Annotated in this window: 12 protein-coding genes; 6 read left to right on the top strand and 6 right to left on the bottom strand. The window is 55.3% G+C overall.

The genetic code is table 11. The features are described from left to right. Positions 1-14: 14 nt before the first annotated feature. Positions 15-647 (bottom strand): cAMP-activated global transcriptional regulator CRP, encoded by a 633-nt coding sequence (gene crp, locus AC07WB_RS17945; RefSeq protein WP_003852956.1) that lies wholly within the window; start codon positions 645-647, stop codon positions 15-17. A gap of 304 nt (positions 648-951) precedes the next feature. On the opposite strand from crp, the gene AC07WB_RS17940 reads away from it, so the two are divergent. Continuing rightward, on the top strand, positions 952-1,356 hold the full coding sequence (locus AC07WB_RS17940) for an OsmC family protein (protein WP_097095808.1): 405 nt from the start codon (positions 952-954) through the stop codon (positions 1,354-1,356). A gap of 80 nt (positions 1,357-1,436) precedes the next feature. Here the strand turns inward: AC07WB_RS17940 and AC07WB_RS17935 are convergent, their stop codons facing one another. The 3 genes from AC07WB_RS17935 to AC07WB_RS17925 form a co-directional block, all read right to left on the bottom strand. Then, a complete protein-coding gene (locus AC07WB_RS17935) occupies positions 1,437-2,306 on the bottom strand; it encodes a phosphoribulokinase (RefSeq protein ID WP_097095809.1) in 870 nt (289 codons plus the stop codon). A 61-nt stretch (positions 2,307-2,367) separates the two neighbouring features. Then, on the bottom strand, positions 2,368-2,586 hold the full coding sequence (locus tag AC07WB_RS17930; protein WP_097095810.1) for a YheU family protein: 219 nt from the start codon (positions 2,584-2,586) through the stop codon (positions 2,368-2,370). Next, positions 2,583-3,605 carry a hydrolase gene (locus AC07WB_RS17925; protein ID WP_345827946.1) on the bottom strand — a complete coding sequence of 341 codons (1,023 nt, stop codon included), beginning with the start codon at positions 3,603-3,605 and terminating at the stop codon, positions 2,583-2,585. Before AC07WB_RS17925 ends, AC07WB_RS17930 begins: the two co-directional genes overlap by 4 nt. A 60-nt stretch (positions 3,606-3,665) precedes the next feature. Here AC07WB_RS17925 and AC07WB_RS17920 point away from each other — a divergent pair, with 60 nt between their 5' ends. Continuing rightward, complete coding sequence (locus tag AC07WB_RS17920; protein WP_097095812.1) at positions 3,666-4,268, top strand: LysE family translocator; 603 nt, start codon at positions 3,666-3,668, stop codon at positions 4,266-4,268. 1 nt (position 4,269) lies between these two features. Here the strand turns inward: AC07WB_RS17920 and AC07WB_RS17915 are convergent, their stop codons facing one another. Further along, the gene (locus AC07WB_RS17915) at positions 4,270-5,250 is read right to left on the bottom strand and encodes a LacI family DNA-binding transcriptional regulator (protein WP_494940941.1); all 981 of its coding nucleotides are present in this window, start codon (positions 5,248-5,250) and stop codon (positions 4,270-4,272) included. A 235-nt stretch (positions 5,251-5,485) separates the two neighbouring features. On the opposite strand from AC07WB_RS17915, the gene tauA reads away from it, so the two are divergent. From tauA to tauD, 4 genes are read left to right on the top strand one after another with little or no spacing between them, the layout of a single operon-like run. Further along, the gene (gene tauA / locus AC07WB_RS17910; RefSeq protein WP_097095814.1) at positions 5,486-6,466 is read left to right on the top strand and encodes a taurine ABC transporter substrate-binding protein; all 981 of its coding nucleotides are present in this window, start codon (positions 5,486-5,488) and stop codon (positions 6,464-6,466) included. Positions 6,467-6,476: 10 nt separating this feature from the next. After that, positions 6,477-7,244 carry a taurine ABC transporter ATP-binding subunit gene (gene tauB, locus AC07WB_RS17905; RefSeq protein ID WP_097095815.1) on the top strand — a complete coding sequence of 256 codons (768 nt, stop codon included), beginning with the start codon at positions 6,477-6,479 and terminating at the stop codon, positions 7,242-7,244. Then, on the top strand, positions 7,241-8,068 hold the full coding sequence (gene tauC / locus AC07WB_RS17900; RefSeq protein ID WP_494940940.1) for a taurine ABC transporter permease TauC: 828 nt from the start codon (positions 7,241-7,243) through the stop codon (positions 8,066-8,068). Before tauB ends, tauC begins: the two co-directional genes overlap by 4 nt. Further along, complete coding sequence (gene tauD, locus AC07WB_RS17895) at positions 8,065-8,904, top strand: taurine dioxygenase (RefSeq protein ID WP_400458946.1); 840 nt, start codon at positions 8,065-8,067, stop codon at positions 8,902-8,904. Before tauC ends, tauD begins: the two co-directional genes overlap by 4 nt. A gap of 85 nt (positions 8,905-8,989) precedes the next feature. Here the strand turns inward: tauD and AC07WB_RS17890 are convergent, their stop codons facing one another. Continuing rightward, a complete protein-coding gene (locus AC07WB_RS17890; RefSeq protein ID WP_097095818.1) occupies positions 8,990-10,894 on the bottom strand; it encodes an ABC transporter ATP-binding protein in 1,905 nt (634 codons plus the stop codon). Between the last annotated feature and the right edge of the window lie 70 nt (positions 10,895-10,964).

Here is a 10,964-nt window from a genome sequence, read left to right as displayed (position 1 = left end):
TGGGTGAGAAGAAATTAGCGGGTGCCGTAGACGACGATGGTTTTACCGTGTGCAGAGATCAGGTTCTGATCTTCCAGCATTTTCAGGATACGACCCACGGTTTCGCGTGAGCAGCCCACGATCTGACCAATTTCCTGACGGGTGATTTTAATTTGCATGCCGTCTGGGTGAGTCATCGCATCTGGCTGTTTAGCCAGATTAAGCAGCGTTTGCGCGATACGTCCTGTTACGTCAAGGAAAGCAAGGTTGCCCACTTTCTCTGATGTCACTTGCAGACGACGCGCCATTTGCGACGAAAGTCGCATTAAAATATCCGGGTTTACCTGAATCAGCTGACGGAATTTTTTGTAGGAAATTTCAGCCACTTCACAGGCAGACTTCGCACGCACCCAGGCACTACGTTCCTGGCCTTCTTCGAAAAGACCGAGTTCGCCGATGAAATCTCCCTGATTGAGGTAGGAGAGAATCATCTCTTTGCCTTCTTCATCTTTAATCAGTACCGCTACGGAACCTTTCACGATGTAGTACAGCGTTTCCGCTTTCTCACCCTGATGGATGAGCGTGCTTTTGGACGGATATTTGTGAATATGGCAATGGGACAGGAACCATTCGAGTGTAGGGTCTGTTTGCGGTTTGCCGAGAACCATTCGCTATTATCCTCTGTTGTAATCGTGCCCAAAATACAGGGGGCATTTTTTCCCTGTCAGGCGGTTTAATCGTCGAGCGTTTCCAGTAATGGAAAAATTATTCCGGGTCATTCTTAAGCTACGCTTTTGATTCTTCCCGCCTTCGTCTGTAACGACGAAAATATTTTCAGCACTGTTTGTAGCACAGCTTTTGCGAGCTGTCTTGTGTTGTCTCGCTTCAGCAAACGGGGGAATAGTCTGGATTGCTGTTTATCAGGTGAAAGCGTACTCTGGCGGCAAAACCGCCGCTTCAGGAGAAAGAATCATGCAGGCACGAGTGAAATGGGTGGAAGGTCTTACCTTTCTCGGAGAATCCTCATCCGGACATCAGGTGTTAATGGACGGGAATTCCGGTGATAAAGCGCCAAGTCCAATGGAGATGGTGTTAATGGCAGCAGGGGGTTGCAGCGCCATTGATGTGGTCTCGATTCTGCAAAAAGGGCGCAGCGATGTGGCCGATTGCGAAGTGAAACTCACCTCTGAACGCCGCGAAGAAGCACCGCGCATTTTTACCCACATCAACCTGCATTTTATTGTCAGCGGCAAAGCGTTGAGTGATAAGGCGGTTTCCCGCGCGGTTGATTTGTCAGCGGAAAAATATTGCTCGGTGGCGATCATGCTGGGCAAAGGCGTGGAAATCACCCATAGCTATGAAGTGATCGAACGTTGATGTTTCCAGGTGCGCATTAATGCGCACCCTACAAAACGCGCTCATTTCGTAGTGTCGCCATTAATGGCGACCTATCACTCTTATTCAATCCGCTTCCCTTCAATCAGTCGTTGCACCAGCGGCAGCATAATCAGCTCCATTGCTAATCCCATTTTCCCGCCGGGTACCACCAGCGTATTAATGTGCGAGATAAACGATCCCTGAATCATCGCCAGCAGATAGGGGAACGCAATCCCTTCTAAGCCACGGAAATGGATCACCACGAAGCTCTCATCCAATGACGGGATTTCCCGTGCGGCAAACGGATTTGAGGTATCGACGGTCGGCACGCGCTGGAAGTTAATGTGCGTGCGCGAGAACTGTGGCGTAATGAAGTTAATGTAATCCTCCATCGAACGCACCACTGAATCCATTACCGCTTCGCGTGAATGACCGCGCTCGCCGGTGTCGCGCACCAGCTTCTGAATCCACTCGAGATTAACAATCGGCACCACGCCAACCAGCAGATCAACATGTTCTGCCACATTCTGCTGCTGCGTGACAACGCCGCCGTGCAGGCCTTCATAGAACAACACATCGGTGTTTTCCGGCAGCGGTTGCCACGGCGTGAAGGTGCCCGGAACCTGATTCCACGGTACCGCTTCATCATAGGTATGCAGATATTTACGCGATTCGCCCAGCCCGGTTTTACCGTAGTGTTTGAACGTCTGCTCTAACAGGCCGAAGTCATTCGCTTCCGGGCCGAAATAGCTAATATGGCGACCGAGGTCGCGCGCCTTACGGATCGCCATGTCCATTTCTGGACGCGTGTAGCGATGGAAACTGTCGCCTTCGACTTCCGCCGCATGCAGATTCAGCTGCTGGAAAATCTTGCGGAAGGCGAGGCTGGTGGTAGTGGTTCCGGCGCCGCTGGAACCAGTGACGGCAATAATTGGATGCCTGGCTGACATAACAGAGCTCCCTGTGAAGTCCGGCGATGAGCATTGTTACCACGAATTGCCGCTGGGTGCATCAGCCGCGAAATTCACCCTTCGGCATGATGTTGATGGATTCATGCAGCTCCGACCATACCAGCACCACGTCGCCGCGCTCCAGCTGACGGCGCACGTCGGCCACTTTTTGCATCAGGCTTCGTTCCTGCTCGCCGTAATCGGTGCCTTCGCGCAGCACGAACGTTTCAATCAGGTTTTCCAGCGTTTCTGCTTCAAGTTCTTGCCACGGAATAATCACAATTGCACATCCAGATAAGTTGAGAGCCAGTCGGGCACGCGCTGTTCTAGCCACATTTTCGGTTTGAGTAAGGTGCCACCCACAAAACCTACGTGACCGCCTTGCTGCGTCAGTTGATATTGAATGGAGGCTGACAGCTGCTCAGGGCGCGGGATCACAGCATCGGTCATAAAAGGATCGTCTTGTGCATGGATGATCAGCAGCGGTTTGCGTACGCCGGTCAGCAGCGGCATGGCGCTGGCACGTTGATAATAGTCGTTGGCATCAACAAAACCGTGCGCGCGAGCGGTTATTGCATCATCAAATTCACGCAGACGGCGAAAAGCGCGCAGCTGGCTGAGATCGACCGGCAGCGTGCCGGGCCAGGCATGTAATTTGCGCGTGGCGTTCTTTTTCAGCTGCGTCAGTAAATAGTGTTGATAGAAACGTGAGAAGCCGACATCCAGCTTGGTGCTGCATGGCTCCAACGCCAGCGGTGCCGAAATGGCGATGGCAGCGTCGATGGGCACATCATTACCTTGCATGCCCAGCAGGCAAGCCAGCATGTTACCGCCCAGCGAAACGCCAACCGCAGCGGTCGGTACGGTTCCCCATTCACGCCGCAGCCAGTGCAGGAAATAGGTGGCGTCCTCGGTTTCACCGGAGTGATAGATGCGCTCCAGGCGATTCGGTTCGCCGCTACAGCCGCGAAAGTGCATGACCACCGCCAGCCAACCACGCGCCTGGCACGCCTGCATCAAGCCATGCGCATAAGGGCTGCGGAAACTGCCTTCCAAACCGTGAAACATCACCATGCGCGGCTTGTGACGTGCCTGCGCCGGATCTTCGCTCCACGCTAAATCAACAAAATCACCATCGGGCAGGTCAAGACGCTGCCAGTGCGGGCGTAGGGTAACGCGGCGGCGTAAAATGCGCGGCAGCAGCGTTTGCAGATGCGCGTTAGTGAATCCGCGCAGTGGTTTAAAGCGCTCGCCGCTGGGGCGATCAAAATAGCTTGGGTAAAGGCTTGTCTGATGCATAAGTCGCTGATAGCTTCGATGGGTTGTTCGCTTTACTGGGTGAGGAGCACCCGAATATACATGGAACTGAGTCTTTTTTTATCAATGTTAGGTTTTCTTTGGGTCGCAGCCATCACGCCCGGGCCCAATAATATGTTACTTACCGCCTCTGGTGCTAATTTTGGCTTCCTGCGCACCATACCGCTGCTCATTGGTATCATGATTGGCATGCAAGTCATGTTGCTGATGGTGGCATTTGGCATCGGCGGTCTCATCCTGCTTTATCCTTCGCTTCATCTGATTCTGAAGATTGCCGGTAGCCTTTATCTGCTGTGGCTGGCGTGGAAAATCGCCACCGCTGAATATGAAAAGCTGGAAACCGATGACGTCAATGTGAAGCAGATGCCGTTCTGGCAAGGCGGCTTGTTGCAGTTGATCAATCCGAAAGCCTGGCTGATGGCGCTGGGTGCGGTTGCCAGCTTCAGCCTTGCTGGTAGCCAATATCTTCATTCAGTGGTGGCGATTAGTATCGGCATGGCGATGGTAAACGTGGTTTCGGGCGTGATTTGGATGGGCTTTGGTTCGCTGATTGGACGTCTGCTGCGCAGCCCGCGCGCATGGAAAATCTTCAATCTGGCAATGGGCTTGCTTACCGCCGCCTGCGTGTTGCTGATCTGGCGCTGAGTTAACTGGAAGCGCGCTCGACGCGCTTCCAGGGCAATACCTCGTGCACCACCGGCGAGTTTGGCTGGCGAATCCGATTCAATAACAGTTGTACGCTACGCGCGCCCATGCGATTCATCGGCTGCTCGATGGTCGTCAGCGGCGGATTCAGACTGCTGGTAAAGTTGATGCCATCAAATCCCACCACCGCTAAGTCTTCTGGCACGCGCAAACCCGCTTCCAAAGCCGCATGAATCACGCCAACCGCCAGCACATCCGAAACCGCAAATACCGCATCAGGGCGCTCAGGCAGCATTAGCAGCTCGCGCAACGCCGCGCTGCCCGCGTCGCACGAAACGTTTTCCGCATAGGCCACGCTGCCCCAATTAAGGTTTAGTTTTTCCAGTGCATTGCGATAGCCCTCTTCACGCTGATGTGAATAGAGGTAGCGCATATCGCAATTCACCAGCGCAATACGCCGGCGGCCTTTGCTCGCCAGGTAACACACGGTTTCGAATGCGGCTTCTTTATTATCAATCGCCACGCTGGATGCCGCGATTGAGGGATCGTATTCGGCACACTGCACCCAGGGCGCATCGCCAATCAGCTCTTTCAGCTCTTGCAGGCACGCCGCCGCATCCATGGTGATCACGCCATCCACCACTTTACCGGTCAGCAGCGCAATGTAGGCCGCTTCGCGCCGCAGCTGCGATCCGGAATTGCACAGCAGGATGTGATAGCCCTGCGCTTCGGCTTCGGCCTCAATGCCCTGAACCACGCGGGAGCAGAACGGATTGGTAATGTCGGGAATCAGTACCAGCAGCATATGGCTTTGAGCAGTGCGCAATTGTCGCGCCAGTAAATTTGGCTGGTAATCACAAATGTCGATGGCCGCGAGCACTTTGGCGCGCGTATCCGGACGCACGCCGGGATTGTGGTTCAAAACCCGTGAAACCGTGGCTTTTGACACACCCGCTAAGTGCGCGACTTTCTCAATCGACATGGATTAGGACCGTTTGTAGGAGATGAGGAAAAATGAGAAGTCTATCAATATCACAGTCCTAATGTGAGCGCGTGACATATTTATCATTTCGCCTGTTCTTTGTATTTGCGCTTTTTGCATAGGCTTGCCCGATGTTGATCTAAGAACGGATCGTCATTAGGGATAATTTTTAATTCCTTTATGAAACTACTGTCGCTGGAGAAACTGCCCTCACAAAAACACATTGGGGTGAGTGATGATGGCAACGAAAAAAACAATAACGGCGGTGGCTGCGGCTTTGGCCCTGATGGCGTTCCAGGCGCAGGCGGTCAACGTCACCGTGGCGTATCAAACGTCGGCTGAACCGGCCAAAGTGGCACAGGCAGATAACACCTTCGCCAAAGAGAGCGGCGCGACGGTTGACTGGCGTAAATTCGATAGCGGTGCCAGCGTGCTGCGTGCGCTGGCGTCGGGCGACGTTCAAATCGGTAATATCGGCTCCAGCCCGCTGGCTGTCGCCGCCACGCAAAAACTGCCGATTGAAGCTTTCCTGCTGGCCTCCCAGCTCGGTAACTCCGAAGCGCTGGTGGTGAAGAAAACCATCAAGGATCCCAAAGATCTGATCGGCAAGCGCATCGCCGTGCCCTTCATCTCTACCACCCATTACAGTTTCCTCGCCGCGCTGAAACATTGGGGCATCAAGCCTTCGCAGGTGACGTTAGTGAATCTGCAGCCACCGGCGATTATTGCCGCCTGGAAACGCGGTGACATTGATGGCGCCTACGTGTGGTCTCCGGCGGTAAATGAGCTGGAGAAAGATGGCAATGTCCTGACCGACTCTTCGCAGGTGGGCAAATGGGGCGCACCAACGCTGGACGTCTGGGTAGTGCGTAAAGATTTCGCGCAGCAGCATCCGGAAATCGTCACCGCCTTTGCGCGCAGCGCCGTTGAAGCGCAGCAGGCTTACATCGCGAATCCGGACCAATGGCTGAAGCAGCCAGACAATTTGAGCAAGCTGGCGCGCCTGAGCGGCGTTCCTGAAGGGGATGTGCCGGTGCTGGTAAAAGGCAACACGTACCTGACTGCGCAACAGCAGGTCGAGCAGCTCGGTAAGCCGGTAAACAAAGCGATTGTTGATACCGCAAACTTCCTGAAAGAGCAGGGCAAAGTACCTGAGGCCGACAGCGATTACAGCAGCTTCGTCACCACGCGATTCGTTGCACCCTTAGCGAAATAACGGAGGCCGTATGCTCAACATCACCCATCTCAATGCGCGTTACGCCGGTCAACCCGCGCTGCAGGATATCAATCTGCAGCTGGGCAGCCGCGATCTGCTGGTGGTGCTGGGCCCCTCCGGCTGTGGCAAAACCACGCTGCTGAATCTCATCGCCGGCTTTCTGCCGCTTGAATCCGGCAGCATTACGCTGGATGGCAAAGCGGTGCAAGGGCCGGGCGCCGAGCGCGGCGTGGTGTTTCAAAATGAAGGTTTGCTGCCGTGGCGTAACGTGATTGATAACGTTGCGTTCGGCTTGCAACTGGCGGGGATGGCGAAGGCGGAGCGCCATAACATTGCACGCCGTTTAATCCGCAAAGTAGGACTTGAAGGTGCAGAGAAGCGTTTTATCTGGCAGCTCTCTGGGGGTCAACGTCAGCGCGTGGGCATTGCGCGTGCGCTGGCAGCTGATCCTCAGCTGCTGCTGTTAGATGAGCCGTTTGGCGCGCTGGATGCGTTTACCCGTGAACAGATGCAAACCCTGCTGCTGACGCTGTGGCGTGATACCGGCAAGCAGATTCTGTTGATCACCCATGACATTGAAGAAGCGGTGTTCCTTGCCAGTGAATTAGTTCTGCTGTCACCCGGCCCGGGCCGCGTAGTGGAACGCCTGAAGCTCGATTTTGGCCAGCGCTTCGCCGCCGGGGAACCGTGCCGCGCTATTAAATCCGACCCGGCGTTTATCGAACGTCGGGAATATGTGTTGAATCAGGTCTTTTCCCAGCGCGAGGCGTTCCTATGAGTGCGGTGATTGATGAGAAAACCCAAACGCGTCGTCGCAGACTGCGCTGGCCATTTTCCCGCCAGTTCTCTCTCAGTTTGTTGAGCGTAGGCGTGCTGCTGTTGCTGTGGTGGGGCATCACGGCGCTCGGTTTAATTGCGCCGCTGTTTTTACCGCCGCCGCAGGTGGTGCTGCAAAAACTGATATTGATTGCCAGCCCGCAAGGCTTTATGGACGCTACGCTTTGGCAGCACTTAGGTGCCAGCCTGGCGCGTATGCTGGTGGCGCTATTCTTTGCCGCGCTGATTGGCATTCCGGTTGGTATTGCGATGGGTTTGAGCCCCTCGATTCGCGGCCTGCTGGATCCGCTCATTGAGCTTTATCGTCCGGTGCCACCGCTGGCCTATTTACCGCTGATGGTGATTTGGTTCGGCATCGGCGAAACCTCAAAAATTTTACTGATTTATCTGGCGATTTTCGCCCCGGTGACGTTATCGACGTTGGCGGGGGTGAAGAATGCGCAGCAGGTGCGAATTCGCGCTGCGCAGGCGCTGGGTGCCTCGCGCTGGCAGCTGCTGCGTTTTGTGATTCTGCCCGGCGCGCTGCCGGAAATCCTCACCGGCTTGCGGATTGGTCTCGGCGTAGGTTGGTCAACGCTGGTCGCGGCCGAACTGATTGCCGCTACGCGCGGGCTCGGCTTTATGGTGCAGTCGGCCGGTGAGTTTCTCGCCACCGACGTGGTGCTGGCCGGTATCGCCGTAATTGCCCTGATTGCCTTTGGCTTAGAACTGGGTCTGCGCGCGTTGCAGCGCCGCCTGACGCCCTGGAATGGAGAACAGCAATGAACGAACGTCTTACTTTTACCGCTCTGGGCCCGTATATCGGGGCGCAGGTCAGCGATGTCGATCTCAGTCGTCCGCTGAGTGATGCCCAGTTTGAGCAGCTTTATCACGGCCTGCTGCGCCATCAGGTGCTTTTCTTGCGTAATCAGGTGATTACCCCTGAGCAGCAGCGTGCGTTGGCGATTCGCTTTGGCGATCTGCATATCCATCCGGTTTATCCACATGCCGAGGGTGTGGAAGAGATCATTGTGCTGGATACGCATCAGGACAACCCGCCGGATAACGACAACTGGCACACCGATGTCACCTTTATTGAAACGCCGCCGGCAATTGCCATTCTGGCTTCGAAGCTGCTGCCAGCAAGCGGCGGTGACACCTTGTGGTCTAGCGGGATTGCAGCGTATGAAGCGCTGTCTGAGCCGTTTAAGCAGCTGTTAAGTGGATTACAGGCGGAACACGATTTTAAAAAGTCGTTCCAGGAGTACAAATACCGCAAAACGGAAGAGGAGCACCAGCGCTGGCAGCAGGCGGTGGCGAAAAATCCGCCGGTGCAGCATCCGGTGATTCGCACGCATCCGGTCAGCGGACGCAAAGCGCTGTTTGTGAACGAAGGTTTTACTACGCGTTTGCTGGGACTGAGCGAAAAAGAGAGCGAGGCGATTCTCAACTTCCTGTTCTGGCACACCGCTAAGCCTGAGTTTCAGGTGCGCTGGCGCTGGCAGGAGAATGATGTGGCGATCTGGGATAACCGCGTAACGCAACATTATGCGAACGCGGACTATTATCCAGCGCGGCGGGTGATGCATCGCGCGACGGTGTTGGGGGATAAGCCGGTTTGATTTAGCTTGGTCGGCATGAATGCCGACCCTACAAATTCGCTTAGGGCGCGTAGGGTCAGCATTCATGCTGACCAGCTAACTTACATCACTGTGCCAGCATCTGCTCCAGCTGTTCCTGCGCATCGAGCCATGCCATTTCGACCTCTTCCAGCGCGGCCTTACTTTCTGCCTGACGCTGCAATGCCACATTCAAATCGGCTTTGCGGCTCTGATCGTAAATCGCGCTGTCGGCCAATTGCGCTTCAGCATCGCTCAACTGGCTCTGCCACTTCGCCATCTGCTTCTCAAGCTTCTCGATCTCTTTACGCAGCGGCTGGGTTTGTGCGCGCAGTTCAGCGTCGCGGCGCTTCTGATCTTTACGGGATTGCGCGCTATTGCCGTTATCCTGCTTCGGCGCGGCATCCTGTTGTGCCTGCTGCTTCTGCACATCGCTCAGCCACTGCTGATAATCTTCCAGATCGCCCTCAAACACATCGACCTTGCCGTCATGCACCAGATAAAGATCGTCGGTGGTGGCGCGCAGCAGATGACGATCGTGCGATACCACCACCAGCGCGCCTTCAAAATCAATCAGCGCTTCGGTCAGTGCCTGACGCATATCCAGATCGAGGTGGTTGGTCGGTTCATCGAGCAGCAGCAGGTTCGGACGCTGCCAGACAATCAGGGCCAGCACCAGACGCGCTTTCTCACCGCCGGAAAAACGTTCAGTGATTTCGCTGACTTTATCGCCCTGGAAGCCGAAGCCGCCCAGATAGTCGCGCAGCTGTTGTTCGAGCACTTTCGGCGCAATGCGGGACAAATGTTGCAGCGGTGATTCATCGGCACGCAGATACTCCAGCTGATGCTGAGCGAAGTAGCCAAGCTTGATACCTTTCGCCAGGCCAACTTTGCCATCCAGCGCTTCTAATTCGCCCGCTAACAGTTTAATTAGCGTCGATTTACCCGCGCCGTTACGGCCCAGCAGGCCAATGCGTGAACCTGGCACCAGGTTGAGTTTGATGGCGTCAAGAATGATACGCTCGCCATAACCGGCGGTGACTCTTTCCATCTTCAGCAACGGATTCGGCAAACTTTCCGGCGCGCGGAAGCTGAAGCTAAACGGGTTGTCGACGTGCGCGGGCGCAATCAACTCCATGCGCTCGAGCATTTTAATACGGCTCTGCGCCTGCTTAGCTTTGGTCGCCTGAGCGCGGAAGCGGTCGATATACTTCTGCAGGTGCGCCACTTTTTCCTGCTGGCTCTGGAACAGCGCCTGCTGTTGCGCCAGTTTGGCGCCGCGCTGACGCTCGAAAGAGCTGTAGTTACCGGTGTATTCGAACATCGTCTGCTGTTCGATGTGGATGATCTTATCCACCACCGGATCGAGGAAGTCGCGGTCGTGCGAAATCAGCACTAACGTGCCTTCATAGCTTTTCAGCCAGCGTTCCAGCCAGATTACGGCATCGAGATCGAGGTGGTTAGTCGGTTCATCCAGCAGCAGCAGATCGGAACGGCACACCAGCGCCTGGGCAAGGTTGAGGCGCATACGCCAGCCACCGGAAAAATCGCTCACCGGCCGCATTAATTGTTCCTGGCTAAAGCCCAAACCGTGCAACAAGCTGGAGGCGCGAGCAGGTATGCTCCACGCCTGAATGGCATCGAGCCTGCCGTGCAGCAGCGCGATAGCGTTGCCATCGTTGCGCGCATTGGCATCGGCCAATTCAGATTCAAGCTGACGATATTCGCGGTCGCCATCGATAACATAATCCAGCGCGGGTTTGCTCAGCGCCGGGGTTTCCTGGTTGACCCACGCCAGCGCCCAGTTGCTGGGGAACGTGGCGTTGCCGGCATCGCTGCTGATTTCGCCCTTAAGCAACGACAGCAGCGTCGATTTGCCGCAGCCGTTTTTGCCCACCAGGCCGACTTTCTGCCCAGGGTTGATGGTGGCCGTTGCGTTATCCAGCAGCACGTTGGTGCCGCGGCGAATTTGTAGTGCTGAAAAGACAATCATAAGCGCCGTATCGTCAGAATATGTTAATTTGTCGGCAACATAATTCGATAATGTTTGTTGCGTCGAGCAT

It is taken from the genome of Pantoea sp. GW821-FHT03E06, from assembly GCF_059420725.1.
This window is presented reverse-complemented; position numbering and strand designations above follow the sequence as displayed.

What these genes read in the sequence shown, in the direction of transcription:
- tauC (WP_494940940.1), top strand. Translation starts at nt 7,241, where the DNA reads ATGAGTGCGGTGATTGATGAGAAAACCCAAACGCGTCGTCGCAGACTG.
- AC07WB_RS17925 (WP_345827946.1), bottom strand. Translation starts at nt 3,605, where the DNA reads ATGCATCAGACAAGCCTTTACCCAAGCTATTTTGATCGCCCCAGCGGC.
- AC07WB_RS17935 (WP_097095809.1), bottom strand. Translation starts at nt 2,306, where the DNA reads ATGTCAGCCAGGCATCCAATTATTGCCGTCACTGGTTCCAGCGGCGCC.
- crp (WP_003852956.1), bottom strand. Translation starts at nt 647, where the DNA reads ATGGTTCTCGGCAAACCGCAAACAGACCCTACACTCGAATGGTTCCTG.
- AC07WB_RS17915 (WP_494940941.1), bottom strand. Translation starts at nt 5,250, where the DNA reads ATGTCGATTGAGAAAGTCGCGCACTTAGCGGGTGTGTCAAAAGCCACG.
- AC07WB_RS17890 (WP_097095818.1), bottom strand. Translation starts at nt 10,894, where the DNA reads ATGATTGTCTTTTCAGCACTACAAATTCGCCGCGGCACCAACGTGCTG.
- AC07WB_RS17940 (WP_097095808.1), top strand. Translation starts at nt 952, where the DNA reads ATGCAGGCACGAGTGAAATGGGTGGAAGGTCTTACCTTTCTCGGAGAA.
- AC07WB_RS17920 (WP_097095812.1), top strand. Translation starts at nt 3,666, where the DNA reads ATGGAACTGAGTCTTTTTTTATCAATGTTAGGTTTTCTTTGGGTCGCA.
- tauD (WP_400458946.1), top strand. Translation starts at nt 8,065, where the DNA reads ATGAACGAACGTCTTACTTTTACCGCTCTGGGCCCGTATATCGGGGCG.
- tauA (WP_097095814.1), top strand. Translation starts at nt 5,486, where the DNA reads ATGATGGCAACGAAAAAAACAATAACGGCGGTGGCTGCGGCTTTGGCC.
- tauB (WP_097095815.1), top strand. Translation starts at nt 6,477, where the DNA reads ATGCTCAACATCACCCATCTCAATGCGCGTTACGCCGGTCAACCCGCG.